The 26666-nt window shown below is 39.0% G+C and carries 18 protein-coding genes, 1 tRNA gene and 7 pseudogenes; 21 read left to right on the top strand and 5 right to left on the bottom strand.

Translation table 11 applies throughout. The annotated features are described in order from the left end of the window. The first annotated feature begins 64 nt into the window (after positions 1 to 64). The 3 genes and pseudogenes from MHH90_RS00740 (at position 65) to MHH90_RS00750 (ending at position 2660) form a co-directional block, all read left to right on the top strand. Positions 65 to 1360: pseudogene (locus tag MHH90_RS00740) on the top strand (gamma-glutamylcysteine synthetase). Between the two features lie 185 nt (positions 1361 to 1545). Beyond that, positions 1546 to 1631, top strand: a tRNA-Leu gene (locus MHH90_RS00745). A gap of 147 nt (positions 1632 to 1778) precedes the next feature. After that, positions 1779 to 2660: a class II fructose-bisphosphate aldolase gene (locus MHH90_RS00750; protein ID WP_011681711.1), complete on the top strand. Its 882-nt coding sequence runs from the start codon at positions 1779 to 1781 to the stop codon at positions 2658 to 2660. Positions 2661 to 2715: 55 nt separating this feature from the next. On the opposite strand, the pseudogene MHH90_RS10190 reads toward MHH90_RS00750, so the two are convergent. After that, a pseudogene (locus MHH90_RS10190) lies at positions 2716 to 3499 on the bottom strand (IS30 family transposase); the annotation flags it as partial. Positions 3500 to 4174: 675 nt separating this feature from the next. Between MHH90_RS10190 and MHH90_RS00760 the strand changes: the two are divergent. After that, positions 4175 to 4570, top strand: coding sequence for a hypothetical protein (locus tag MHH90_RS00760; protein WP_011681709.1), 396 nt, complete (start codon positions 4175 to 4177; stop codon positions 4568 to 4570). Positions 4571 to 4630: 60 nt separating this feature from the next. On the opposite strand, the gene MHH90_RS00765 is transcribed toward MHH90_RS00760, so the two are convergent. Continuing rightward, positions 4631 to 4828, bottom strand: coding sequence for a hypothetical protein (locus MHH90_RS00765; RefSeq protein ID WP_011681708.1), 198 nt, complete (start codon positions 4826 to 4828; stop codon positions 4631 to 4633). A 35-nt stretch (positions 4829 to 4863) separates the two neighbouring features. Beyond that, positions 4864 to 5298 carry a hypothetical protein gene (locus MHH90_RS00770; RefSeq protein WP_041827792.1) on the bottom strand — a complete coding sequence of 145 codons (435 nt, stop codon included), beginning with the start codon at positions 5296 to 5298 and terminating at the stop codon, positions 4864 to 4866. A gap of 17 nt (positions 5299 to 5315) precedes the next feature. On the opposite strand from MHH90_RS00770, the gene MHH90_RS00775 reads away from it, so the two are divergent. From MHH90_RS00775 to MHH90_RS00785, 3 genes are all read left to right on the top strand, one after another. Continuing rightward, positions 5316 to 5495, top strand: coding sequence for a hypothetical protein (locus tag MHH90_RS00775; protein ID WP_011681707.1), 180 nt, complete (start codon positions 5316 to 5318; stop codon positions 5493 to 5495). 93 nt (positions 5496 to 5588) lie between these two features. Continuing rightward, complete coding sequence (locus MHH90_RS00780; protein WP_011681706.1) at positions 5589 to 6323, top strand: EcsC family protein; 735 nt, start codon at positions 5589 to 5591, stop codon at positions 6321 to 6323. 48 nt (positions 6324 to 6371) lie between these two features. Then, positions 6372 to 6557 (top strand): hypothetical protein, encoded by a 186-nt coding sequence (locus MHH90_RS00785; protein ID WP_011681705.1) that lies wholly within the window; start codon positions 6372 to 6374, stop codon positions 6555 to 6557. A 33-nt stretch (positions 6558 to 6590) separates the two neighbouring features. On the opposite strand, the gene MHH90_RS00790 is transcribed toward MHH90_RS00785, so the two are convergent. Continuing rightward, the gene (locus tag MHH90_RS00790) at positions 6591 to 7271 is read right to left on the bottom strand and encodes an IS6-like element IS1216 family transposase (protein ID WP_011681704.1); all 681 of its coding nucleotides are present in this window, start codon (positions 7269 to 7271) and stop codon (positions 6591 to 6593) included. 539 nt (positions 7272 to 7810) lie between these two features. Between MHH90_RS00790 and MHH90_RS00795 the strand changes: the two genes are divergently transcribed. Genes MHH90_RS00795 through MHH90_RS00805 form a run of 3 tightly spaced genes read left to right on the top strand, consistent with a single transcriptional unit; the run spans position 7811 to position 9111 of the window. Next, on the top strand, positions 7811 to 8167 hold the full coding sequence (locus MHH90_RS00795; RefSeq protein ID WP_164135671.1) for a hypothetical protein: 357 nt from the start codon (positions 7811 to 7813) through the stop codon (positions 8165 to 8167). Positions 8168 to 8199: 32 nt separating this feature from the next. Next, complete coding sequence (locus MHH90_RS00800; protein WP_041829338.1) at positions 8200 to 8538, top strand: hypothetical protein; 339 nt, start codon at positions 8200 to 8202, stop codon at positions 8536 to 8538. A 12-nt stretch (positions 8539 to 8550) separates the two neighbouring features. Further along, positions 8551 to 9111: a TIGR01440 family protein gene (locus tag MHH90_RS00805; RefSeq protein WP_084826182.1), complete on the top strand. Its 561-nt coding sequence runs from the start codon at positions 8551 to 8553 to the stop codon at positions 9109 to 9111. A 55-nt stretch (positions 9112 to 9166) separates the two neighbouring features. Here MHH90_RS00805 and treR read toward each other — a convergent pair. Then, a pseudogene (gene treR / locus MHH90_RS00810) lies at positions 9167 to 9877 on the bottom strand (trehalose operon repressor). 56 nt (positions 9878 to 9933) lie between these two features. Between treR and MHH90_RS00815 the strand changes: the two are divergent. The 11 genes and pseudogenes from MHH90_RS00815 to ilvN form a co-directional block, all read left to right on the top strand. Next, positions 9934 to 10959, top strand: a pseudogene (locus tag MHH90_RS00815) (glucose PTS transporter subunit IIA); the annotation flags it as partial. Between the two features lie 66 nt (positions 10960 to 11025). Beyond that, positions 11026 to 12153: pseudogene (locus MHH90_RS00820) on the top strand (alpha-amylase family glycosyl hydrolase). A gap of 80 nt (positions 12154 to 12233) precedes the next feature. Beyond that, positions 12234 to 14129: a M13 family metallopeptidase gene (locus MHH90_RS00825; RefSeq protein ID WP_014608759.1), complete on the top strand. Its 1896-nt coding sequence runs from the start codon at positions 12234 to 12236 to the stop codon at positions 14127 to 14129. Positions 14130 to 14267: 138 nt separating this feature from the next. Next, a pseudogene (adhE, locus tag MHH90_RS00830) lies at positions 14268 to 16860 on the top strand (bifunctional acetaldehyde-CoA/alcohol dehydrogenase). A gap of 588 nt (positions 16861 to 17448) precedes the next feature. After that, entirely contained in the window at positions 17449 to 18933 is a 1485-nt protein-coding gene (gene thrC / locus MHH90_RS00835) for a threonine synthase (protein ID WP_011681700.1), read from the top strand. Positions 18934 to 18990: 57 nt separating this feature from the next. Continuing rightward, on the top strand, positions 18991 to 20280 hold the full coding sequence (locus MHH90_RS00840) for an MATE family efflux transporter (protein ID WP_011681699.1): 1290 nt from the start codon (positions 18991 to 18993) through the stop codon (positions 20278 to 20280). A 109-nt stretch (positions 20281 to 20389) separates the two neighbouring features. Continuing rightward, positions 20390 to 20755 (top strand): Asp23/Gls24 family envelope stress response protein, encoded by a 366-nt coding sequence (locus MHH90_RS00845; RefSeq protein ID WP_011681698.1) that lies wholly within the window; start codon positions 20390 to 20392, stop codon positions 20753 to 20755. Further along, on the top strand, positions 20755 to 22422 hold the full coding sequence (locus MHH90_RS00850) for a DAK2 domain-containing protein (RefSeq protein WP_162780789.1): 1668 nt from the start codon (positions 20755 to 20757) through the stop codon (positions 22420 to 22422). Before MHH90_RS00845 ends, MHH90_RS00850 begins: the two co-directional genes overlap by 1 nt. 169 nt (positions 22423 to 22591) lie before the next feature. Continuing rightward, positions 22592 to 24312 (top strand): annotated as a pseudogene (ilvD, locus tag MHH90_RS00855) (dihydroxy-acid dehydratase). A gap of 133 nt (positions 24313 to 24445) precedes the next feature. After that, positions 24446 to 26146 (top strand): acetolactate synthase large subunit, encoded by a 1701-nt coding sequence (locus MHH90_RS00860; protein WP_011681694.1) that lies wholly within the window; start codon positions 24446 to 24448, stop codon positions 26144 to 26146. Continuing rightward, positions 26139 to 26615 carry an acetolactate synthase small subunit gene (gene ilvN, locus MHH90_RS00865; RefSeq protein ID WP_084829140.1) on the top strand — a complete coding sequence of 159 codons (477 nt, stop codon included), beginning with the start codon at positions 26139 to 26141 and terminating at the stop codon, positions 26613 to 26615. Before MHH90_RS00860 ends, ilvN begins: the two co-directional genes overlap by 8 nt. The last annotated feature ends 51 nt before the right edge of the window (positions 26616 to 26666 follow it).

Consider the following 26666-nt stretch of genomic DNA (forward strand, 5'->3'; position numbering starts at 1 on the left):
ATAAATAGTCTGAATATTTTGAATATAATGGAAAAAAACTTATTTTTACATGGGGGATTTTATTGTGACAAGAGCCAAGGAGCTGCTTAAACAAAGGTACTATAAGCCAATCAAAGATCATCCTAAACTATTTGTTGAAATCGAGTTGGAATACCCTGTAGTTAATTTGAGTGTGAATGCTACTGATGTTTCTCTATCGAAATAGCTATTCATCTATCTTCTAAATAATTTTGATTTTCATGCAGATAAGTTTGATTCTGATAATAATCCTATTCAGCTTATTGATCAGGTTTCTGGTGATATGATTCTTTTTGAGGTCTCATACAATATAATTGAATTTGCTTTTGCAAAGGCTAGCCGCATTGCTGAAGTTGAGGAACGTCTAGGCACTTACCTCAGTATGATTCAACCGTATCTTCGTGACCATAATCATGAGTTGCAAGGATGGGGCGTAAATCCAAACTGGGCAAAAAATGATAATAGGCCTGTTAAATCTCCTCGTTATAAGATGCTTATGAATTTTCTTGAGCTCTCTAAAGCAAAGAATGATCCTTTCTTTCACGATTACCCTGAATATGGCTCTTTTATCTGTGGAAGTCAGGTACAGTTAGATGTCTCAAAAACATCCTATTCGAGAGTTCTAAATGCTTTTAATCAAATAGAGGGACCCAAGGCGGTATTATTGGCAAACTCTTAATTTTGGGGTTCTGATTGGGATCTTGCGCTTTCACGTGATGTTTTCTGGGAGAATTCCATGCATGGTGTGTTTGAGGAAAATGCGGGGGTATTTCCGAAGGTGTTTGAAAACGAAGATGACTATTTTTCTTATCTATCCGAGACTGCAATTTTTACAGCTACGAGGGGTGAAGTGACTTACTATTTTGAACCTATTCGTGCTAAAGACTACTTGAATAAACCAGCTATTCAAGCCTGGTCTATTCATGGTAAAGAAGTTTCAATTCAGCCGAGTGAGGACGACTTTCAAACGCATCGTTCTTATCAATTTCAAGATTTAACGACTAGGGGAACCGTTGAGTTTCGAAGTGTTTGTACTCAGCCTTTCTCAGCGACTTTTGTACCAGCAGCCCTTCATCTTGGACTTTTAGTTAACTTAGAGGCACTAGAAAGTATTTTAAAAGGCACATCTTTATTTGAAGTTTTTGATTATGATTATCCTAGAATTCGTTGCTTGTTTTCGAAAAAGAAAATCTCAAAGACTGATTTAAAATTGATCTTGCCTTTGACAGAGGCTCTGCTAACTTGTGCAGAGGATGGGCTCAAAAATCGTGGCTTTGGAGAAGAAGTTTACTTAGCTCCTCTTCAAGAAAGATTAGCTGCTTTGAAAAATCGTTTAGACTAACTCCAGATAGTATAAATGTAATGTTTCGGAAAAGCTAAAAAAGTCAAAAAGCTTATTGACAATAGCATACAATAAATGGTATTATATAATAGTTGTTTCGAAAGAGACAAAAGAGAGTTTCAAAAAAACTTTCAAAAAAGTATTGACATTGATGGTCAAATTTAATATAATAACTAATGTTGTTAGCGGAAATGGCGGAATTGGCAGACGCGCAGGACTAAGGATCCTGTGACCGCTTTAGGTCGTGAGGGTTCAAGTCCCTCTTTCCGCAGAGTAACCAGTCAAGAGACTGGTTTTTTTTATATTAAAAAAATCAAAACGCTTACAAATCATAGAAAAACTAGTTTTTTGAGTCTAATTGTGATAAAATAAACATGTAAACGGGTTCAAACCCAAAAAAATATAGGAGGCCTTTATAATGGCAATCGTTTCAGCAGAAAAATTTGTTCAAGCAGCTCGTGACAATGGTTATGCAGTTGGTGGATTTAACACGAATAACCTTGAGTGGACTCAAGCTATTTTGCGTGCAGCAGAAGCTAAAAAAGCTCCAGTACTTATCCAAACTTCTATGGGTGCAGCTAAGTACATGGGTGGTTACAAATTGTGTAAAGTTCTTATCGAAGAATTGGTTGAATCAATGGGTATCACTGTACCAGTTGCTATTCACCTTGATCACGGTCACTACGATGATGCTCTTGAGTGTATCGAAGTTGGTTACACTTCAATCATGTTTGATGGTTCACACCTTCCAATTGAAGAAAACCTTAAGTTGGCGAAAGAAGTTGTAGAAAAAGCACACGCTAAAGGTATCTCAGTTGAAGCTGAAGTTGGTACTATCGGTGGTGAAGAAGACGGTATCGTCGGTAGAGGTGAATTGGCACCAATCGAAGATGCTAAAGCTATGGTTGCAACTGGTGTTGACTTCTTGGCTGCAGGTATCGGTAACATCCACGGTCCTTACCCAGAAAACTGGGAAGGTCTTGACCTTGACCACTTGCAAAAATTGACAGAAGCTGTACCAGGTTTCCCAATCGTATTGCACGGTGGATCAGGTATTCCTGATGATCAAATCCAAGAAGCTATCAAACTTGGTGTTGCTAAAGTTAACGTTAACACAGAATGTCAAATCGCATTTGCTAACGCAACACGTAAATTTGTTGCTGAATACGAAGCAAATGAAGCAGAATACGACAAGAAGAAACTCTTCGACCCACGTAAATTCTTGAAACCAGGTTTCGATGCTATTACAGAAGCTGTTGAAGAACGTATCGATGTATTTGGTTCAGCAAACAAAGCTTAATTAGACTGTAAAAACAAGATCCAGAAAGGATCTTGTTTTTTCATATCTTGAATTGTCAAATTAAGTGCATACTTTCCCCATAAAATACTTCATAAGGTGTTTTCCAGTTAAGATATTTTTGTGGGCTATTATTAAGTTTGTTCTTCCACAGCTGAATAATCTGATCATTAACCAATGTTACATCACTCTCTTTGGGAAAATGTTCTCTTAGTAGTCCATTCGTATTCTCATTAGTCCCTCGTTGCCATGGAGCATGGGGATCAGGAAAATAGACTTAAATTTTTAATTGATCACACAACTTCTGATGATAGGGACACTCTTTCCCTCTATCAGGAGTCACAGTATGCTTGGTCAAGGGTTCTAGCATTTTTACCATAGCTTCTATTACCAACTTACTTTTCTTGACAGCTACCTTCTGGATTTTTAGAAAACGATAATAACGGTCAGTTAGAGTCACTAAACAAGATTTTCCAGTTTTACCTGCAACAGTATCGGCTTCCCAATCTCCTATTCTAGTTCGGTTATTAGCATCTTTGGGTCTTTCTTGAATTGTATGAGATATATAGATTTTCCCTCTATTTTCGACATAACCTTTTGTATGACGCTTTTTGCCACGATGGCGGAGCTTGCGAATGACAACCACGAGCACCATGAGATAGTGAGTTGTCATCAAAATGTCCTTTGTAAATGGCTCTATAACTTGTTTGATAACTAATAACAGCTTTTCCATACTCTAATCTCAACCGATCTTCTATTTCTTCAGGAGACTATTGATACTCGAGAAATAGATGTTTGGTGGTATTGCTTAAATTGCAATCTATTTCAAGTATCCGTTTCCGAAGGGGACCTTGTTTTTTGTAGCAGAATAATGAGCAAGTCTTTGTCGATAGATAAACAAAGACTAATCTTCTATCTGGACTTTATTTGAGAGATATCCCTTTTAAGATAATAGGACCTATTTCCTAACTTTTAAGATATGCTATAATATGAATATGTTTGATAATTATATTGTACCTGTATTTTGACCTAGTCAAGCATTTTTGTAACACTAGTGTATAAAAATGCTTGACTAGGTCACCCTATTTAGATGAACTAGCAGATTACCTAACTTCCGATGATTCGATAGACAAAAAGAGAGATGCAAAATTTTTTATAGCTAATTATGTTTTAAATAGTGACCTTCTCGGTGATTGTGAAGATGAATGTCTAGACTTCAAAGAGATGGATGAGTTGGTCTTATACATTATAGAAAAATTGAAAAAAATGTCCGGTTTGCAAAACTAGCTGATTATTATTTTGTTCTAAGATATTTATTTGGATTTGCGAGATGTTATTAATTCAAGAATGTCAATTGATTTACTATTAGATTTAAGTAAAGTTCATAATCCTTATGCTAAACAATTTTTATCTTTTTTTAGAAAAATACTCTAAAACAATTTTTTTCACAGATTGTGAACGACAGATCACATCTCTTTTTATATAATAATCTTATCAAAATGTGAGAGGTAAAAATTATGAATATCGCAGCAAAAGAATTTATTGAAACAGGAATTGATTGGGCAAGTGCAGCATTGTCAAGATTAGCCAAGGAACATGGTGGACCCGAAAAACTTATTGCAGATATTTACGAAAATGGCTATCTAGATGGATATAGAGATGCAATAAAAGGAGAAAAAATTAAGCAATACGGAATCATTGGAGTTGGTCTGACTGGCGTGGTCGCCTTGTGTGGAGTAACCTATCATTTTTATAAGCAATCAAAAAATAAGCAGAAGGAACTTGAGTGGCAGTTGCAAGAAAATGCTAGGCTTAAATCCGAAAAGTTCGCTTCTGAGATTTTGAGTGAAGAAAATAAAGTTTTAGACAGAACCGATAATGTTGTAACAGTAGATTTTAAAAGAGGAGCATAATTTTAAGAGTATATATGTTGAAGTAATTTACTGAAAATAGTGTGATATGCTTATTATGGTTTATGATTTGTTATTTAATCCAACACGGTTATAAATTTCATCCACTATATCATTTGCTATTTTATCTGTAGAGATTACAAAATCGCTACTTTTCATAATCAATTGTTCGAATTCTCTTTTGTCATTTTTTATTTTTTCCCAATCATGATTGCTTTTCCCAAAGGAATTATTCTCTCTAGATAAAATGCGCTCATGCATTATTTCTATTGGTGCAGTGAGCGTAATAATAAAGTCTAGATATGGATAGTTTCAATTTTTAAGCCTAAAACTTCACTGATTCTCATACCAGTAAGTGCCTGGAACTCAAATATTCTTGCGTATTGTTCGTTATATTTTTTAACTATCTCTAAGACCTCCCTAAGTTCCGATGACTCTAAGTAATAATCTTCAATATTTTTCTCCTTAAGAATTTTAATCTCTTCCTCAAGTCCTTTTTTGCCAATTGTAATGTAGGGCATAGGATTCTGGTCTGGAGAGATAAAGTTATTAGCAATTGCGTATTTAAAAATAGATGATAAATCTGATTTTACACTTTGAGCTATTCTTTTGTGACTCCCGATAGGATATAAAGAATCGATAAAGTTTTTAATTAAATTTGTAGGGATATTTTTTATTAGGGTCTCTTGAGGAATATACTTTTGAATATGATTTCTATATCCACACTGCAATCGACAGCACCTTTTCCATGCTTGATTTGGGTGCGAAGGTGGATGCATTGACAAATATCACGACCGAAATGTTCCCAGCACTACTTAAAGCAATGGATATCAAGATTACGCTTGATGATGGGACATTGGTTGGCCGGCTTGCACCTGAGATTGATAAGAGCTTGGCTCTTTTGAAACGTAGAAATTATGCTTACTGATTTAAGAAGTCACACCCCGTTCACACAATCCGTTGTATAATCACACAAACTGTTGTATAATATAGTCAGGTAGGATTAAAGGGAGGTGTGCTTATGGCGAGTGATGAAGGTCTTGGCAAGAAGGTTTTGGGTATTGGTAAAAAAACGGGAGAAATAACTCAAGAAAAGATGCTCAAAGCTCTTGATTGGTCATATGAGGCAACTTTAAATGGATTGCCAGGTCAGAAAACAGTTGATGATTTAGTAGAGGACTATTTATCTAAATACGATAAGGAGACAGCTATTAAGAAGCTGGTTAATTTTCAAACTACTAAAGCAGCGGTGTCTGGATTTGTCACAGGATTTGGTGGAGTCATTACGATGCCTGCTGCTTTACCACTTAACGTAACGACTGTAATACTCTTTCAGATGCGTATGATAGCAGCGATTGCAAAGATACGGGGGTATGATTTAAGAAGTGATCAAGTTCAAACCTTTGTATATGCAACGTTAGCAGGAACTTCTGTTGCTGATATTATGAAGAAGACTGGGATTGTATTCGGGAATAAGTTAGCTATTGGACTTATCAAGAAGATACCTGGAAAAGCTCTAACAAAAATTAATCAAGCCGTTGGATTTCGTTTGGCAACTAAGTTTGGTTCAAAGGGACTGATTAATCTAGGAAAGATGGTCCCAGTTGTTGGAGCAGGGGTTGGTGGTGTTTTCGATACTGCTACAACAAGGACAATTGCTGGATTGGCCAATAAAACATTTACTGAAGCAGGAATAAATCTTGGTGATGGAACAATCCTAAAAAAGAAAGATTTAGATAATATCGAATGGTACTGAGGGCTCGGATATTCCGAGCTTTTTTCGTGTTCAGAAGGAGGTGGTAGCTTGAATGCATTTATTTTAGACGGAACAATTAACTCACGGACTGACCTTGGACTTCGCATTACGCAGGTTCCGGTCATTCCGACAAGTGAACGAGTGATTGAAAGTATTGAAGTTGATGGCCGAGAGGGAGATTTGACCTTGCTCAAAGGTTGGAATGATATGACGGGTTCTGTTGCAAAGTTTTAAATAAAGAATAAAATCCCTTACGGTATCTATGATTTAAGCTGGGATTCCCAATAATACCTTGATTTCAGTACAGACCGAAAACCCGAAGAGAGTGCCTTCTTTTCGGGTTTTCTTATATAATCCTCGAATGGCTTCCATGCCTTTAATCGTGGTAGAGGCAGTGCGTAAACTTCGATAGAATTTATTGCGTCTCTTTACTGGACGATGGTCTTGTTCAATCAAATTATTCAGGTATTTAATGGTACGATGTTCTGTCCCTTGATAAAAGCCATATTCTTTTAGTTTCTTAAAGGCACTTGTAATAGAGGGGGCTTTATCTGTGACTACAACCTTCGGTTCATCAAACTGCTTCACTAACCGCTTAAGAAAAGCATAGGCTGCTTGTGTGTCCCGTTTTTTACGTAACCAAATATCCAAGGTTAAACCATCTGCATCGATGGCTCGATACAAATAATGCCATTTTCCTTTAATTTTGATGTACGTTTCATCCATTTTCCATGAATAAAAGGATTTTTTATTTTTCTTTTTCCAAATTTGATAGAGTAGTTTGCCATATTCTTGCACCCAACGATAAATCGTCGTATGAGAAACGTTAATGCCACGATCATATAAGATTTCTTGAACTTCACGATAGCTAAGGTTATAACGAAGATAGTAGCCCACGGCTACAATAATCACATCCTGCTGAGATTGCTTTCCTTTAAAATGATTCATCGTCATTCCTCGTGCTCTCTTTTTCTATTATTCTACCTTATTTGATAGTAGATTTAAAACTTTGCAACAGAACCGCTCATTTCTATAATGACTTCTAAAACAGTAGTATTGACGTTAAGTCTAGTTTTTAGAGTAACAAACGTAGAATTTTAATCTATTTATTTTAAGCACTTACCTTTTCAAATTGATTAGGTGTAAGATACCCTAAACTTTGATGGAATTGTGGCAAATTTAATTTAATATTTTGCCTCAAATTAGCCACACTTTTTATAGAACTAAGAGGAATAATGAAGTTTTCTTCCTATTAATGTGGTTGTTTAATATCTTAAATATAGCGTTTTACGGTGTAATGGGAAGTATGGCGAATAAATCAACTATGTTCAGTAAACAAAGCTTAATTAGACTGTAAAAACAAGATCCAGGAAGGATCTTGTTTTTTGTAGCAGAATAATGAGAAAGTCTTTGTCGATAGATAAACAAAGACTAATCTTCTATCTGGACTTTATTTAAGGGATAGCCCTTTTAAGATATGCTATAATGTGAATATGTTTGATAATTATATTGTACCTGTATTTTTTGGTGGTGGAGCTCTTGCTCTACTTGGTTTATTGTTATTTGGTTGGGCCTTGCCTTCATTTTTGAAGGGGAAGTGGTCCTATTTGATTTCCTTACTAGGCCTAGGTTTGGTTGCTTTTGCTTATTTTGATGGGACGATTGTTATCACTTATAAAATATGGCTTGGTTTGCTTGGTGTTATCATGATTGGTTGGGGCTTTCCTTTCAACAATCGCAAGGGACGCTGTGCTATGACCATTTTTTGGAGCATCATGGCCATTGTTGTTGGTATTGCTGCTCTTGCTTTCGTTTTTGCTTATGGTGTTATTAACCGCCACTAACATGAATCTATAAAACATGCTATAATAATGGCATGTTTTATTTTATGACCCTATCATTTATTATCATGCCTGCTTTGGGATGCTTCTTAATCGGTTTAGCATTGTCTAAATCAGATCGTTGGACTTTTTCTTGTATTCTATCCTTAATAGGTCTTGTGGCTTTTATTTCTTCTTTTTGGCATATAGAGCGTGCAGACCTATGGTTTATGCTTAGCTATAGTTTTGGTCCTTTTTTGATGGGATTTGGTTTTACATGGGATCTAAGTAATAAGCGTCGTATGCAGTTGCTACTGTTAGGGCTGTTTTTCCTTATCTTTTTTATGATTTTGTACTATCTTATTGTTCGAATCTTGAATACAGCTGTTGTTTAAAGGAGGTCTGTGATGTTGCTAGATTTAGAAGAGAAAACACGTGTACTTGTTGAAGACATTGTTGAGCGTTCGGCAATTGGATCTGGAGCCATATTTGTATTAGGTTTATCTTCCAGTGAGGTTGTTGGTGGAATTATCGGAAAAGCTTCTAGTCGTGAAATTGGTCAACGAATTGTAAAAACTATTCTTGAGGTTTTGGAACCTAAAGGAATTTACTTGGCTGTACAAGGCTGTGAACATTTGAATCGGGCTTTAGTTGTTGAGCGTGAGCTTGCTTTGGCTAAAGATTTGGAAATTGTCAATGTGCTTCCAACTCTGCATGCTGGTGGGAGTGGTCAGTTGGCTGCTTTTGATTACATGGAGGATCCTGTTGAGGTAGAAGAGATATTGGCTCAGGCTGGTATTGATATTGGGGATACGTCTATTGGTATGCATGTGAAAAGGGTTCAGGTTCCTCTTCGCCCTATTACTTCAGAATTAGGAGGTGCCCATGTGACTGCTTTGGCGAGTCGCCCTAAGTTGATTGGTGGTGCTCGTGCGGAGTATTTAGCGGATCCTATTCGTAAAAACTAAAAAGTATCGGACGTTTATGTGTCCGATACTTTTTATGTTGGTCGGGTCTTTAGCTTCAGTGATGACGCTTGGCATAATAGACAAATTTGAACTTTTCAAGTTTATGTCGGCTTTCAGTGAACTGGAACTGATTTCCATTATTCAGATAAACTTTTGAGCGTATGCAGACGACGTGATGATCTTTACCGATATCGATGAGGATTTTGTCTTGCTCGCTAGTGTTGTCAATGGTGATTTCTTTAAAGGCATGAGAAATGCTAAGGTGGAGCTGATTTTCAAGATAATCATAGATGGAGTTCTCAGCGATGCTGCGGTTGAGTTGAGGCATAAGTCTCACATCAAGGTAATCAATATCAACAACAGAGGCACAGCCATCAACTATCCTTTGCCGAATAAGACACCAAACCTGTTGGCTTCTTGAAAATCCCGTTTTCTCTGAGAGAATGATGTCAACGATGATTTTGTCTAGAGAGATAATGTTAGTTTGTGATTTAAGGCCTTGTTGTTCTATGAGTTCTTGGTAACTGGTTAAGTCAGATACAGGGAAGTTCACTTGTTCTTGACTAATAACTTGAGAACCTGCCCCATGAATCTTTTTAACCAGACCTTATTCAACGAGTAAAGACAATACCTTTCGTATGGTGTATCGACTGACTTTGAAAGTTTCTACTAATTCTTGCTCGGTTGGCAGGAAGTCACCAACTTGATACTTTTGACAGTGGATAGCTTTTTCTAAATCTTTATAAACAATCTGATATTTTTTCATCTCATCCTTACTTGTTGGCAAAAAAATATACAACTATTATTTTTTCAAAGGTGCCAATCTTTGGTGCCTTCTATGCGCCTTTCGTTATCACTGGTCTTCACCATATGACTAATGCTATTGACCTTGAATTGGTGCGTACGGCAGGTGGTACTGGTTTATGACCAATGGATTTCCCTCTCTAACATTGCGCAGGGTTCAGCAGTGTTTGCTTACTATTTTATTAAACGTCATGATGAACGTGAAGCATAGATTTCACTTCCAGCAATTATTTCAGCTTATCTTGGTGTCACTGAACCAGCACTATTTGGTATTAACGTTAAGTATGTCTATCCATTAGTAGCAGGGATGTCTGATTCTGCCTTATCAGGATTACTTTCAACAGTCTTTGGCGTCCAAGCAAACTCTATTGGTATTGGTGGTCTTCTAGCTATTCTCTCTATTAAACCCCAATATTGGGGAATCTTTGCGATTATTATGGTTGTTGATATTGTGGCTGCTATGGTATTGATATTCCTCTTTCACAAAACTGGATTTTTAACGAAAACAGAGGAAGATGGACATGCACAAGAAACACTTAAAGAAGCTTCAGAAGGTTTGGTAGAACCAACTGTTTTTACTGAAACAACAGAGGTTATTAGTCCACTTGCTGGTCAAGTTAAATTGCTTAGCCAAGCGACAGACCCAGTATTCTCATCAGGTGTGATGGGATAGGGTCTTGTTATCGAACCAAATCAAGGTGAATTGGTTTCACCAGTAAATGGTACAGTGACAGTACTCTTCCCAAATAAGCATGCAGTAGGCATTGTTTCTGAGGAAGGTGTTGAAATGTTGATACACATCGGTATGGATACTGTTAGCCTTGACGGAAAAGGATTTGAAGCACATATGAACAAGGGGATAAGGTTGTTGTTGGTCAAAAACTTATCACTTTTGATGTGGAAGCGATTAAAGGTGCAGGTCTTATCACTGAAACACCAGTTATCATTACAAATCAAGATGATTTTCAAGCGGATGTTGAAGGGAATCTTCCACGTAATATCAAATGTGGTGATATTCTTATGATCATTCATCGCACAAAATAATCACGCATAAGGAGTGGAGACAATAGTCCCAACTTTTGACTTAAAAGTTCGGAAAAGGAATTAAATATGGCATTAGATAAAACAAAGGTTATTTATCAAATCTATCCGAAATCATATAGGGACACTACAGGAAATGGAATCGGTGATTTCAGAGGCATCATTGAAAAATGCCTTATCTGTCAGAACTAGGCGTGGATATGGTTTGGCTTAATCCTTTTTATCCAAGCCCACAACGTGACAATGGTTACGACATTTCAGATTATACAGCGGTAAATTCTGTATTTGGGGATATGGCTGATTTTGAAGAAATGGTCCGAGTTGGTAAAGAACACAAGATTGACTTTATGCTAGACATGGTGCTTAACCATTGCTCAACGGAGCATGAGTAGTTTCAAAAAGCATTGGCTGGGGACAAGTATTATCAAGATTTCTACTTTATTCAGGACCAGACAACAGATTGGTTGTCTAAATTTGGCGGCTCTGCTTGGGCACCATTTTGGGGATACGGGGAAATACTATGATCAACCTCGTGCCTTGAATCGCTTTTTGGATATCAAGAACTTCCGTGATGAAGGAGCGACCGTGCTAGCCGCTAGCATTCACTTGTCAAGTAGAACACCATACATCTACATGGGTGAAGAAATCGGGATGGTTGATCCAGACTATGATTCGATGGCAGATTACGTAGATGTGGAATCCATCAATGCTTATCAAATGCTTTTGGACCAAGGTAAATCTCCTGAGCAAGCCTTCAAGATTACCCAAGCTAAGTCACGTGATAATTCTCGTACGCCAATGCAATGGGATGCTTCTGAGAATGCAGGTTTTTCAACAGGTACTCCATGGTTGAAAGCTAGTAAATCTTACAAAGACATTAACGTTGAAAATGAGATTAATAGATCAATCTTTAAATTCGATAAAGAATTAATTCGCTTGCGTAAAGAAATGCCGATCATTTCAGAAGGAAGCTACCAGCCAGCACTTGAAGATAGTCAACAGGTCTACGTCTTTGGACGCTACTTAGGCGATCAAAAACTCTTGGTGCTCAATAATTTTTATGGAAGTGAAGCTGAAGTGGGGATTCCAGAAGAATACCAAGCAGGGCGCGTGCTCTTGTCCAACTATGACGATGCGGAGCTTACTGAAAAGGTAAGCCTAAAACCTTATCAAACCCTATCAATCTTAGTTAAATAAGACAAACTTTCCTCAGTAAATGTTTTTGCTGGGAAATTTTGTTATAATAAAAACACTTTTATGTTGATGGAGGAAGTGTAATGACACGCTTACAAGATGATTTTTACCATGCGATTAATGGTGAGTGGGAAAAGACAGCAGTGATTCCAGATGACAAACCATGTACAGGTGGTTTCTCAGATTTAGCAGATGAAATTGAAGACCTCATGCTTGAAACAACTGATCAGTGGTTGGCAGGAGAGAATGTTCCTGACAATGCCATTCTACAAAACTTTATAAAGTTTCACCGTATGACTGCGGACTATGATAGACGTGAGGCAGTTGGTATAGAGCCTGTTAAACCTTTGATTGAAGAATACAAGAAGCTTTCCTCATTCTCAGAATTTGCTTCGAAAATTGCTGAGTATGAGATGTCTGGTAAGCCCAATGAGTTTCCATTCAGTGTGTCTCCAGACTTTATGAATGCTCAATTAAATGTCCTCTGGGCTGACGCACCGGGTATTATTTTGCCTGATACTACCTATTATACGGAGGATAATGAGAAGGGAAAGGAGCTTTTAGAAATTTGGCGTGAGATGCAAGAAGAACTCTTGGGGAAATATGGCTTTACAGCTGAGGAAATCAAAGACCTCTTGGATAAGGTTATTGACCTTGATGCTAAGTTGGCTAAGTATGTCCTTTCGCACGAAGAATCTTCAGAGTATGTAGAACTCTACCACCCATATGATTGGGCAGATTTCACCAAGCTGGCGCCTGAACTCCCACTTGATAGTATCTTCACAGAAATCTTGGGACAAGTCCCTGACAAGGTTATCGTCTCTGAAGAGCGCTTCTGGACAGAATTCGCGGCGGAATATTACTCAGAAGCAAATTGGGAGTTACTAAAGGCGGTCCTACTTATCGATGCTACAACATCATGGAATGCCTATTTGACAGACGAACTTCGTGTTCTATCTGGAAAATATAGCCGTGCGCTTTCAGGAACACCACAAGCTATGGATAAGAAAAAAGCAGCTTTCTACTTGGCACAAGGACCTTACAATCAGGCTCTAGGACTTTGGTATGCAGGTGAGAAATTCTCGCCAGAAGCCAAGGCAGACGTCGAAGCCAAAGTAGCAACTATGATTGACGTTTATAAATCACGCCTTCAAACAGCGGATTGGTTGGCTCCTGAGACGCGCGAAAAAGCTATAACGAAGCTGAATGTCATCACACCTCATATCGGTTATCCAGAAAAATTGCCAGAGACCTATGACAAGAAGATTATTGATGAGAACTTGTCACTGGTTGAGAATGCACAGAAGTTAGTTGAAATTTCAATTGCTCATAGCTGGAGCAAGTGGAATAAACCTGTTGATCGTAGTGAGTGGCACATGCCTGCCCACATGGTTAATGCTTACTATGATCCACAGCAGAACCAAATTGTTTTCCCGGCAGCTATCCTGCAAGCACCTTTTTATGATATTGCGCAAAGTTCATCAGCCAACTATGGTGGTATTGGGGCTGTAATTGCTCACGAGATTTCCCATGCCTTTGATACTAATGGTGCTTCCTTCGATGAAAACGGTAGTCTTAAGAACTGGTGGACTGAAGACGATTACGCAGCCTTTAAAGAACGTACTGATAAAATTGTGGACCAGTTTGAGGGCTTGGATTCTTATGGTGCTAAGGTCAACGGCAAACTGACTGTTTCTGAGAATGTGGCAGACCTTGGTGGTGTGGCGTGTGCCTTAGAAGCAGCTAAACGTGATGAAGATTTTTCGGTTCGAGAATTCTTTATCAACTTTGCGACGATTTGGCGTACGAAGGCACGTGAAGAATATATGCAAATGTTGGCTAGCGTGGATGTTCATGCCCCAGCTAAATGGCGTACCAATGTTATCGTGACCAACTTCGACGAATTTCACAAAGAATTTGACGTCAAAGAGGGAGACGGCATGTGGCGTGCCCCAGAAGATCGTGTTATTATTTGGTAAAAAGTGATGAAATCTGTCCAAAATGGACGGATTTCTTTATTTTTATACATGTAAGGGTTTACATAATATGTATAAACACTGTAATAGATTTGTGTTAAAACTTGTGAAGTTTTTAACAAGCATTCAAAGGAGTTTCATATGACTAAACAAACTAAAGATGTTCAAACAGTAATAGATGAATTGGCAACAAAAGGTGTTGAAGCCCTCGATGCCATGGCTAACTTTACGCAGGAGCAAGTGGACCACATTGTTCACCAAGCTGCGATTGCTGCTCTAGATAAACATATGTATTTGGCAAAATTGGCTGTTGATGAAACAGGCCGTGGTATTTATGAAGATAAAGCCATCAAAAACATGTATGCTTCTGAATACATTTGGAATAGTATTGAATATGACAAGCCAGTAGGCGTTATCGCTGAAGATAAAGAACAAGGTTTGGTTTCTATCGCTGAGCCAGTAGGCGTTATCTGTGGGGTGACACCAACAACTAACCCAACCTCAACAACGATTTTCAAAGCCCTTATCGCTCTTTAGACTCGCAACTCTTATTGTCTTTGCCTTCCACCCATCAGCTCAAAAATCATCTGCAGAGGCAGCTCGTATCGTCCGTAATGCAGCTATTGAAGCGGGTGCACCTAAGAACTGTATTCAGTGGATTGAAGAGCCATCTATCGAAGCAACTGTTCTTTTGATGAACCATCCTAAGATTGCCACAGTACTTGCGACTGGTGGGCCTGGTATGGTTAAGGCAGCTTATTCAACTGGTTAAACCTGCTCTTGGTGTAGGCGCTGGGAATGTCCCATCTTATATTGCTGCTGATGCTAAAGTTAAGCGTGCTGTCAATGATCTCATCGTTTCAAAAACTTTTTGACAATGGTATGATTTGTTCTTCTGAACAAGCAGCTATCGTTGACGCAGCTATTTATGATGAAGTTAAGGCTGAATTTGAAGCACATCAATGTGTCATTATTTCTAAAAAAGCTGATATTGCTAAATTGGAAAAAGTAGTTCTTAATGAAGCACGTATAGCTATAAACGGCGCTATTGTAGGTCACTCAGCTATCGAAATTGCTGAAAAAGCTGGTCTTAAAGTACCTGAAGGAACAAAAATGCTTTTGGCAGAAATTCCAGATGCAACAATGGAACACCCACTTGCCTTGGAAAAATTGTCTCCAGTACTTATCCTTATCAAATCTGATGGCGTTGAAGATGGATTCAAAAAAGTAGAAGGCGTGCTCAATTTGGGAGGTATTGGACATACAGCTGTTATTCACACTGAAAATGAAGAGCTCCAACTCCAATACGGTATCCGTATGAAAGCTTGCCGTGTCTTGGTGAATAGTCCATCGGCTGAAGGTGGCATTGGTAATATCTATAACAACATGATTCCATCATTAACTCTTGGTTGTGGTTCACATGGTCATAACTCAATTTCACACAATGTTAGCTCATTTGATCTCTTGAATGTCAAGACATTGTCAAAGCGTCGCAATAACATGCAATGGTTTCGTGTCCCAACAAAAATCTTCTTCGAAAAAGATTCAATAACTTACTTGCATCACATTGAAGCTGACCGGGTGATGTTGGTTTGTGACCCTGGTATGGTTCAGTTTGGTTACGCTGACTTGGTTAAACGCAATTGGAACTTAACCGCCATAGACCAGCAGTAGATGTTTTCTCAGATGTTGAGCCAAATCCATCTACAATACAGTTTATAAAGGGTTGGAACGTTTTGTAGACATCCAACCAGATGTGATTATCGCTCTTGGTGGTGGTTCTGCAATGGATGCTGCTAAGGCTATCTGGATGTTCTTTGAATACCTAGATGTAAGCTTCTTCGGTGCTAAACAAAAATTCTTGGATATCCGTAAACGTACCTACAAGATTCCTTACGCTCAGAAGACACAATTCATCTGTATCCCAACAACTTCAGGGACAGGATCAGAAGTGACGTCATTTGCGGTTATCACTGATAGTGAAACTCACATCAAGTATCCATTGGCAGATTACGCTTTGACTCCAGATATGGCCATCGTTGACCCTGCTTTAGTAATAAGTGTGCCTGCTAGTGTTACAGCGGATACAGGTATGGACCGTTTTGACGCACGCTATTGAGTCTTACGTATCAGTAATGGCTAGCGACTATACACGTGGCCTCTCACTTCAAGCGATTAAACTTGTTTTTGAAAATCTCGAACATTCTTACCACTTTGCTGATGAAGAATCACGTGAAAAGATGCATAATGCGTCTACAATGGCTGGTATGGCCTTTGCCAATGCCTTTCCTTGGTATCAACCACTCACTAGCTCACAAGGTCGGTCCTATGTTTGACATTCCACACGGACGTACCAATGCGATTTTGATGCCTCACGTAATCCGTTACAATGGTCGTAATCCTCAAAAACATGCTATGTTCCCTAAAGATGATTACTTCCGTGCAGACAAGGATTACGCAGACATTACTCGTTTTATGGGATGGGGTATTGATAAACAATCAGATGCCGAATTGGTTGAAGTTTTGGCACAAAAAGTTTACGAATTGGGTGTTGCCGTGGGTATCAACATGAACTGGAAAGGCCAAGGGGTTACGAAGAAACTTCTTCAAGACACTGTCTATACTTTGGCAGAGCATGCGTACGAAGACCAAGATACAACTTGCTAATTCCAAAGAACCTCTTATTTCAGAATTGAAAGAAATTGTCGAAGTTGCCTTTGACTACAAAGGTTAAGTGATAGCCTAAAGTAGCTCTATGAGGGCTACTTTTTTGCTAAAGGCTACTATATTAGAGTGCTTATCCAAATTAAAAATAAAGGGCTTTCCTGAATAAGATAGAAAACGCTTTAAAAAATTGTTATAATAACCTTACAGTAAAATAAAGAGAGTTCTATGACAAAAGAAGAAGGACTTGGTTTGATGCCACAGTGCATCTTCTCAATCCTCAGGAAATGAGGCCATTAAGGGTCTCCATATGAAGGGAATAGAGCGACTAATAAGTTTAAAGAGATTTAATGTTGATAGGATGGTAACTGTTTACTTCAATCCTGGTCAAAAATTAAAATAATCAAGGTACACAGTAACTTCAAAGAATAGTGTGGTGAGGGTAAATCAAAAGATATCAATTTTTCAACTAAGAATGATACCAAAGATAAATTTTAAAAGAAAATCTGGGATAGAAATTCCGGATTTTTTCCGATATTTAAATGAAATTAAACAAGTGAAATCCGAATGATTCTCTCACAAGTTACAATATGTGTAGAAATTTTCTGACAATTATGCTACAATAAAGTCAAAGACTATCTAAAAAAGAGGATTTACCATGACACTTGTATACCAATCAACACGTGACGAAAACAATAAAGTAACAGCTAGTCAGGCTATTCTTCAAGGATTGGCAACAGATGGTGGCTTGTTCACTCCACTGACAACACCTGAAGTTACTTTAGACTTTGATCACTTGAAAGATGCTTCTTACCAAGAAGTTGCTAAATTAGTTTTGTCTGCTTTCTTGGATGATTTTACTGAAGAAGAATTGGATTACTGTATCACAAATGCTTATGATGATAAGTTTGATACAGCTGCCATTGCTCCAGTGGTCAAACTTCAAAACCATTACAACCTTGAGCTTTTTCATGGTTCTACCATTGCTTTCAAAGATATGGCGCTTTCAATATTGCCCTATTTGCTAACAACATCAGCTAAGAAACAAGGTGTTGATAACAAGATTGTTATTTTGACAGCGACATCAGGGGATACTGGTAAAGCTGCCATGGCTGGTTTTGCAGATGTCCCTGAAACTGAAATTATTGTCTTTTATCCAAAAGATGGCGTTTCAAAAATCCAAGAATTGCAAATGACAACTCAAGCAGGTGCTAATACTCATGTTATTGCAATTGATGGTAACTTTGATGATGCCCAAACAAATGTGAAACGTATGTTTAACGATGTTGATTTGCGTGAGAAATTGTTGACTCATCATATGCAATTCTCATCAGCTAACTCAATGAACATTGGTCGTTTGGTACCACAAGTGGTTTACTATGTGTATGCCTATGCGCAGTTGGTGAAGGCAGGTCATATCAAAAATGGGGATAAGGTTAACTTCACAGTACCAACAGGAAACTTTGGTAACATCTTGGCGGCTTACTATGCAGGTCAAATTGGTGTTCCAGTTGGTAAAATAATCTGTGCTTCTAACGAAAATAATGTCCTTACAGACTTCTTTGCAACAGGTACTTATGACAAGAAACGTGACTTCAAGGTAACGACAAGTCCTTCTATGGACATTTTGGTATCTTCTAACCTAGAACGCTTGATTTTCCATCTCCTTGGTAATGATGCGGTTAAGACTAAAGAGCTTATGGATGCGCTTGTGACTAAAGGTGAGTACACTTTGGCTGATGCAGATAAAGGTATCCTTGATTTGTTTGCAGCGGGATTTGCAACTGAGGATGAAACAGCTGCTGAAATCAAACGTGTTTATGAAGAAGACAAGTATATTGAAGATCCTCACACAGCGGTTGCCTCAGCTGTTTACGAAGCATACGTTCAAAAGACAGATGATCACACACCAACAGTTATCGCTTCAACAGCTAGTCCATACAAGTTCCCACGTGTAGCGGTTTCAGCTGTTACTGGTAAAGATAGTGGTGATGACTTCAAGGCGGTAGAAGACTTGCACCAACTTTCAGGAGTAGATATCCCAGCTGCTGTAGATGGACTTGAACGTGCAGAAGTTCGCCATAAAACAGTTGTTGCTGCAGCTGATATGCAGAAAGCAGTTGAGAGCTATCTTGGTGTATAAGAAAAAAATAGGAGCTGAGAAATCAGCCCTATTTTTATCAATATAAAAGAAAGTATTATGACAGAAACAAAGAAAATTTTAAACATAGCCTTACCGGCTATGGCTGAGAACCTCTTACAAATGTTGATGGGGATTGTTGATTCTTACCTAGTAGCTCAGGTTGGTATTGTTGCTATATCGGGGGTTTCCGTGGCCAATAATATCATTACGATTTATCAGGCTATCTTCATTGCGCTGGGGGCTTCAAGTGCTAGTGTCATTGCTAGAAGCCTAGGAAAAGGAGACGTTAAAGCGACTAACAGAGATATCTGGGATGCTATTATTATTACTCTTGCTCTTAGTATCGTCTTGGGTCTACTCTCCATTTTTTTTGGTGGAGCCATTCTTAATCTTCTGGGAACTGAGCAATCTGTGACTCAGGCTGGCAGCCTCTATTTGGCTATAGTCGGTGGAGGTGTGATCTTTCTGGCTTTGATGACTACCTTTGGTAACATACTACGAGCCAAGGGACGTCCTCGTATTTCCATGGTCGTCAGTCTTTTGACCAATCTTCTTAACGCTCTTCTATCTTCTTTGGCTATTTTTGTTGGACATTGGGGGATTATTGGGGTAGCTACAGCTACGGTTTTTTCTCGCCTAGTTGGGACAGTCATATTATGGACTGCAATGAAATTGGATGTGAAACAGTTTGAAGTTACCAAACCTTTTAACAAGGAGTTGTTGGGAATTGTTCTACCAGCAGCAGGTGAGCGGTTGATGATGCGTGCAGGGGATGTTGTTATAGTAGCCATCATCGTTACCTTTGGTACAGCAGTTGTTGGTGGTAATGCCATTGGTGAAAATCTCATCCAGTTTAACTATATGCCAGGTATGGGGGTGGCTACAGCCACGGTTATCTTGGTTGCTAATAGTTTGGGGCGAGGGGATACGGCGCAGATGAAGCGTATTATACGAGAGTCTTACTGGATTTCAACTTTCTTGATGGTTTTGGTTTCTGGAAGCATCTTACTTTTTGGCCAGGGCTTGTCAAGTTTCTTTACAGATAACAAAGTAGCTATTGCTGCTAGTCAGGTCGTTATTCTTTATTCATTCCTAGGAAATCCCGTAACTTCGGCGACTTTAGTCTTCACAGCAGCCTGGCAAGGTCTTGGGAAGGCCAAGATACCTTTTTACGCAACGACTATTGGGATGTGGCTAATCCGAATTTTCTCAGGCTACTTCCTAGGAGTGAGTTTGAGAATGGGCCTTGCAGGTGTCTGGATTGCAACGGTTGTTGATAATATATGGCGTGCGATCTTTCTCTACGTGATGTATCGTCATTATCTAGCAAAGAGACAGTTTAGATAGTAACATGATGGGGAGATGCTTTTATTTAAAAGGTATCTTCTTCTTATTTTTTACAAGTAGTCTCGAATATGATAGAATAAACTGATAAAAACTTTTTGAGGTAGTAATTATGACTGTAAAAATCAATACAAAAGATGGTCAAATCGAATTGTCAGATGATGTCATCGCAACAGTAGTTGGCGGTTCAGCAACAGAAATTTTTGGCGTTGTCGGTATGGCAAGTAAGAGTGCTATCCGAGATAATTTTCAAGCACTTCTTGGAAAAGAAAACTACGCAAAAGGAGTTGTCGTGAAATCTACTGATGCAGGTATCGCTGTGGATGTCTACACTGTTATGAGTTATGGTGTTAAGATTAGTGAGGTTTCAAAAAATATTCAAGAACGTGTGAAATTTAATCTTGAGAATCAACTCGGTATCAAGACAGAGGCAGTAAATGTTTACGTTCAAAATATCAAAGTTGTAGGAGAAAACTAGTGTCTAAAATTACAACAAGCTTACTTCAGGAGATGGTCCAAGCAGCAGCAACGCGTCTAGGTAAGCAAGCAGAATATGTGAATTCACTCAATGTCTTCCCAGTACCAGATGGAGATACTGGAACTAACATGGGAATGACTATGGATAATGGATCCAAAGCTGTCGCAGATCAAACAGCTTCAACAGTTGGTGAAGTTGGTCAGATTTTGTCTAAAGGTCTCTTGATGGGTGCCCGTGGTAACTCAGGTGTTATTACGTCACAATTGTTTCGTGGTTTTTGTCAAAGCATCAAGGATAAAACGGAACTTGACGGCCAAGATCTAGCTCACGCCTTCCAATCAGGTGTTGAAGTTGCGTATAAAGCTGTTATGAAACCTGTCGAAGGAACAATCCTTACAGTATCACGTGGTGCAGCTTCAGCAGCGATTAAGAAAGCTGAGTCTACTAATGATGCTGTTGAGGTTATGCGTGCAGCTCTTGACGGAGCTAAGGCCGCTTTGGCTAAGACACCAGAGATGCTTCCAGTATTGAAAGAAGTTGGTGTAGTAGATTCAGGTGGTCAAGGTTTAGTCTTTATTTATGAAGGTTTCTTGTCAGCCCTAACAGGTGAGTATATCGCTTCAGAGGACTTCCAAGCGACACCTGCTACTATGACAGAGATGATCAATGCAGAACATCATAAGGCAGTTGCAGGTCATGTTGCAACAGAAGATATTACCTTCGGATACTGTACGGAAATCATGATTGGTCTCAAACAAGGTCCAACTTATGTGATAGACTTTGACTATGAGGAGTTTCAAAATTACTTGAGTAATCTTGGGGATTCTCTCCTTGTTGTTAACGACGATGAAATTGTAAAAGTTCACGTCCATACAGAGGATCCGGGTCTTGTCATGCAAGAAGGCCTTAAATATGGTGCTCTTGTCAAAGTTAAGGTTGAAAACATGCGTAATCAACACGATGCACAAGTTCAAAAAGCAGCAGCCATTCAAGCTTCGCCTTCTGCTCCTAAAGACTTTGCCTTTATTGCAGTTGTTGCCGGAGATGGACTTGCAGATATCTTTAAATCACAAGGAGTTGACTATGTGATTTCAGGTGGTCAAACAATGAACCCATCAACGGAGGATATCGTTAAGGCTATTGAGCAGGTTAATGCCAAGAATGTTATCATCTTGCCAAATAATAAAAACATCTTTATGGCAGCACAATCAGCCACTGAAGTAGTGGATGTTAATGCGGCTGTTGTTGAAACACGTACAGTTCCACAAGGCTTTAGAAGCTTGCTTGCTTTCGATCCAAACCAAAGTATCGAAGCTAATGTTGAAGCTATGACAGTTAGTCTTTCGGATGTAACAAGTGGTAGCGTGACTTTGGCAGTACGTGACACAACTATTGATGGCCTTGAAATTCATGAAAATGATATCCTTGGTATGGTAGACGGTAGGATTCTTGTATCTACACCAGATATGGATCAAGCCCTTCTTGATACCTTTGAAAAGATGATTGACGAAGACAGCGAAATTGTTATGATTTACGTCGGCGAAGAAGGCAATCAAGAACAAGCACAAGCGATCGCTGAAAAATTGGAAGAGATTCATGAAGATATCGAAGTTGAAATCTTCCAAGGGGACCAACCTGTGTACCCATATATCTTTAGCGTTGAATAATTTAAAAATAATCATTTTGGAAGTCTTAGGGCTTCCTTTTTTGTTTAAATAGTTTCGATACTAAAAAGTCATTTTTTGGAATTACAGAAATATTCCGAAAATTCATTGATATTACCTTCCAAAGTGGTAACATATGTTGTAAGAAATTTTATAGATTGAAGGTAAGATCATGAGAAGTGATATGATCAAAGTTGGTGTTGATAAAGCACCAGCACGTGGCCTTTTGTATGCGACTGGACAGGTTAAATCTTCTAAGGATATGCAAAAGCCCTTTATGCTATTTGTAATTCTTATATTGATATTGTTCCAGGACATGTCCACCCACGTGAATTAGCGGATATTGCCAAGGAGGCTATCCGTGAAGCTGGTGGTATTCCTTTTGAGTTTAATACTATTGGTGTGGATGACGGGATTGCCATGGGACATATTGGGATGCGTTACAGCCTCCCTTCACGAGAATTAATTGCTGATGCTGCAGAAACCGTTATTAATGCCCACTGGTTTGACGGTGTGTTCTATATCCCAAACTGTGATAAGATTACACCAGGAATGATTTTGGCAGCCATGCGTACTAATGTGCCGGCGGTATTCTGTTCAGGTGGACCTATGAAGGGTGGCGTTGATATGACTGGTCATCAGGCTACTTTATCAAGCTTGTTTGAAGCTGTAGGTACTTACCAGTCTGGAGATATGAGCAAGGAAGAGCTTGATTATTTAGAGAAAAATGCCTGTCCAACTTGTGGTTCATGTTCAGGAATGTTTACTGCTAACTCAATGAACTGTTTAATGGAAGTTTTGGGTCTTGCCCTTCCAGGTAACGGTACTATCCTAGCTGTTTCAGACGAACGTCGTGAATTGGTTCGTCAAGCAGCCACAAAATTAATGGATAACATCAAAAATAATGTTCGCCCACGTGATATTGTGACCAAAGAAGCCATCGATGATGCTTTTGCTCTAGATATGGCTATGGGTGGTTCAACCAATACCGTTCTTCATACCCTTGCTATTGCGCGTGAGGCTGGTATTGACTATGACCTTAAGGACATTAATGATATTGCTAAGAAGACACCTTATCTCTCTAAAATTGCTCCCTCCAGCATCTATACCATGCATGATGTACATGAAGCAGGTGGTGTTCCAGCCATTATTAATCAGTTGATCAAGAAAGGTGCCATTAAGGGTGATCGTATTACGGTTACTGGTAAAACCTTAAAAGAAAATGTAGCTGGTGCTAAAATCAAAAATGAAGAAATTATCCATCCAATCGAGCAACCTATTTCACCGGTTGGCGGTTTGTCTATCCTTTATGGAAATATTGCTCAGGATGGGGCTGTTATCAAGGTTGGTGGTGTAGATCCATCCGTTAAAACTTTCCGTGGTAAGGCTATTTGTTGCGATTCACAAGCTCAAGCTCTTGAATTGATTGATAATGGAACAGTTAAGAAGGGCCATGTTGTTGTCATTCGTTACGAGGGTCCTCAGGGTGGTCCTGGTATGCCAGAGATGTTAGCGCCAACCTCTAAGATTGTAGGCCGCGGTCTTGGCAAGGATGTTGCTCTGATTACTGATGGTCGTTTCTCAGGAGCAACTCGTGGTATTGCTATTGGTCACGTATCTCCAGAAGCTGCGGAAGGTGGCAATATAGCTCTGATTGAAGATGGGGATGAAATTGTGATTGATCTTCCGAATCGTACCCTTGATTTGCTCGTTGATGATGTGACACTTGAAGCACGCCGTAAGCACTTGAAGCCTTTCAAATCTAAGATCTCAAGTGGCTGGTTACGCCGTTACACTGCTTTTGCTAAATCAGCTAATATCGGAGGAACTCTTATGAGTAATGAAGAATTTGAAGAACGTAAAGCAGAACGTCAGGCACAAGAAAAAAACTAAGAATATTATTTCCGAAGAGTTTGTGATATTTTTCTCTGAAACCCTTGCAAATTTAGTTAAAAATGTTAGTATAGTATACAAGGTTTTGAATTTTTAGATAATTTGAAAAAAACAATTGCTAAAGGAGGTCCATGTGGAGAAAATTGAACTTGAAGAAGCACGCTCTGGTGCTGATTTGATTCTTGATACACTTCTCGAACTTGGGATTTCAACCATTTTTGGGTATCCTGGCGGAGCGGTTCTTCCTTTGTATGATGCTATTTACAAAAATGAAGAGATTAATCATATTTTGTCTCGTCATGAGCAAGGAAGCCTGCATGAAGCTGAAGGTTATGCTAAATCAACTGGGAAACTTGGTGTTGCTCTTGTAACGAGTGGTCCCGGTGCAACGAATGCTATTACTGGGATTGCAGATGCTATGAGTGATAGTGTACCTCTTCTGGTCTTTACGGGTCAGGTAGCAACATCAGGTATTGGTAAGGATGCCTTCCAAGAAGCTGACATTGTCGGAATTACCATTCCAATTACCAAATACAACTACCAGATTCGTGATACGGCTGATATTCCTCGTATTATTCGAGAAGCGGTTCATATCGCAACGACAGGACGTCCTGGTCCGGTTGTTATAGACCTTCCAAAAGATGTTGTAGCTAAGGAAACTACCTTCATCAACGATCCTGAAATCAATCTTCCAAGTTACCAACCGACGCTAAGACCAAACGAGATGCAAATTAATAAAATCTTGAAACAGTTGGGTAAAGCTAAGAAGCCGGTTATTGTAGCTGGAGGTGGAGTGGCTTATTCTGAATCTGCTAAGGAGCTAGTTGCTTTTGCAGAACGCTACCAAATTCCTGTTGTTACAAGTCTTCTAGGTCAGGGAACAATTGCTACTAGTCATCCCCTCTTTTTGGGTATGGGTGGTATGCACGGTTCGTATGCAGCTAATATTGCTATGACTGATGCTGACTTTATGATTGCCATAGGTTGTCGTTTTGATGACCGCTTGACAGGTAATCCAAAAACATTTGCTAAGAATGCAAAGGTTGTTCATATTGATGTGGATCCGGCTGAGATTGGCAAGATTATTGCGGTAGATTTGCCAGTTGTTGGTGATGCCAAGCAAGCTCTTGAAATGCTCTTAGCAGAACCAGTGGTTAAGAATAACACTGAAAAATGGATTGAAAAAGTCAAAAAAGATAAAGAGCGTGTACGTTCTTACGATAAGAAAGAACGTATGGTACAGCCTCAGGCGGTTATCGAGCGTATCGGTGAATTGACCGATGGTGATGCAGTTGTTGTCACTGACGTTGGGCAACATCAAATGTGGACAGCTCAGTATTATCCATATCAAAATGAGCGTCAATTGGTGACATCAGGTGGCCTTGGAACTATGGGATTTGGTGTTCCAGCAGCAATTGGTGCTAAAATTGCTAATCCTGATAAAGAAGTTATCCTCTTTGTTGGTGATGGTGGTTTCCAAATGACGAACCAAGAATTGGCTATTTTAAATATTTACAAGGTGTCAATCAAGGTTGTTATGTTGAATAACCACTCACTTGGTATGGTACGTCAATGGCAAGAGTCCTTCTACGAAGGGCGTACATCAGAGTCTGTCTTTAATGCTCTCCCTGATTTTCAACTGATGGCTCAAGCTTATGGGATTAAGTCTTATAAGTTTGATAATCCAGAAACGATTGATCAGGATTTGGAAGTTATCAAAGAGGATGTGCCAATGTTCATCGAGGTTGATATTTCTCGTAAAGAGCATGTTTTGCCAATCGTTCCAGCTGGTAAAAGTAATCATGAAATGTTGGGGGTGAAGTTCAATGCGTAGAATGTTAACAGCTAAACTTCAGAACCGATCAGGTGTTCTTAACCGTTTCACTGGAGCGCTTTCACGCCGTCAGGTCAATATTGAGAGTATTTCCGTTGGAGCAACGGAAAATCCTGATGTTTCACGTATTACAATTATCATTGATGTGAATTCTCATAATGAGGTTGAGCAGATTATTAAACAGCTTAATCGTCAGATTGATGTGATTCGCATTCGTGACATCACTGATGTACCCCACTTGGAACGTGAGGTTATCTTGGTTAAGGTGTCGGCACCAACTTCTAAACGTGCTGAAATCTTGGCAATCATTCAACCTTTCCGTGCTTCGGTGGTGGATGTTGCACCAAGCTCTATTACTATCCAGATGACTGGAGATGCTGAAAAGAGTGAGGCGCTTCTACGAGTTATTCGACCTTACGGTATCAAGAATGTTGCTCGTACGGGTGCTACTGGATTTACCCGTGATTAAAAAATCCATTATAAATTTGTTAACCTAGCCTTAAAAAGGCAATTAAATATT

The organism is Streptococcus sp. FSL E2-3488 (genome assembly GCF_038003585.1).
GTDB classification, from domain to species: Bacteria; Bacillota; Bacilli; order Lactobacillales; family Streptococcaceae; genus Streptococcus; species Streptococcus thermophilus.

Excerpts from the sequence above, each read along its gene's own strand:
- MHH90_RS00845 (WP_011681698.1), top strand. The coding sequence starts at position 20,390 with ATGACTGTAAAAATCAATACAAAAGATGGTCAAATCGAATTGTCAGAT.
- MHH90_RS00780 (WP_011681706.1), top strand. The coding sequence starts at position 5,589 with ATGGCGAGTGATGAAGGTCTTGGCAAGAAGGTTTTGGGTATTGGTAAA.
- MHH90_RS00790 (WP_011681704.1), bottom strand. The coding sequence starts at position 7,271 with ATGAATCATTTTAAAGGAAAGCAATCTCAGCAGGATGTGATTATTGTA.
- ilvN (WP_084829140.1), top strand. The coding sequence starts at position 26,139 with ATGCGTAGAATGTTAACAGCTAAACTTCAGAACCGATCAGGTGTTCTT.
- MHH90_RS00840 (WP_011681699.1), top strand. The coding sequence starts at position 18,991 with ATGACAGAAACAAAGAAAATTTTAAACATAGCCTTACCGGCTATGGCT.
- MHH90_RS00750 (WP_011681711.1), top strand. The coding sequence starts at position 1,779 with ATGGCAATCGTTTCAGCAGAAAAATTTGTTCAAGCAGCTCGTGACAAT.
- MHH90_RS00775 (WP_011681707.1), top strand. The coding sequence starts at position 5,316 with ATGCTTGATTTGGGTGCGAAGGTGGATGCATTGACAAATATCACGACC.
- MHH90_RS00800 (WP_041829338.1), top strand. The coding sequence starts at position 8,200 with ATGTTTTATTTTATGACCCTATCATTTATTATCATGCCTGCTTTGGGA.
- MHH90_RS00765 (WP_011681708.1), bottom strand. The coding sequence starts at position 4,828 with ATGCATGAGCGCATTTTATCTAGAGAGAATAATTCCTTTGGGAAAAGC.
- MHH90_RS00825 (WP_014608759.1), top strand. The coding sequence starts at position 12,234 with ATGACACGCTTACAAGATGATTTTTACCATGCGATTAATGGTGAGTGG.
- thrC (WP_011681700.1), top strand. The coding sequence starts at position 17,449 with ATGACACTTGTATACCAATCAACACGTGACGAAAACAATAAAGTAACA.
- MHH90_RS00760 (WP_011681709.1), top strand. The coding sequence starts at position 4,175 with ATGAATATCGCAGCAAAAGAATTTATTGAAACAGGAATTGATTGGGCA.
- MHH90_RS00805 (WP_084826182.1), top strand. The coding sequence starts at position 8,551 with ATGTTGCTAGATTTAGAAGAGAAAACACGTGTACTTGTTGAAGACATT.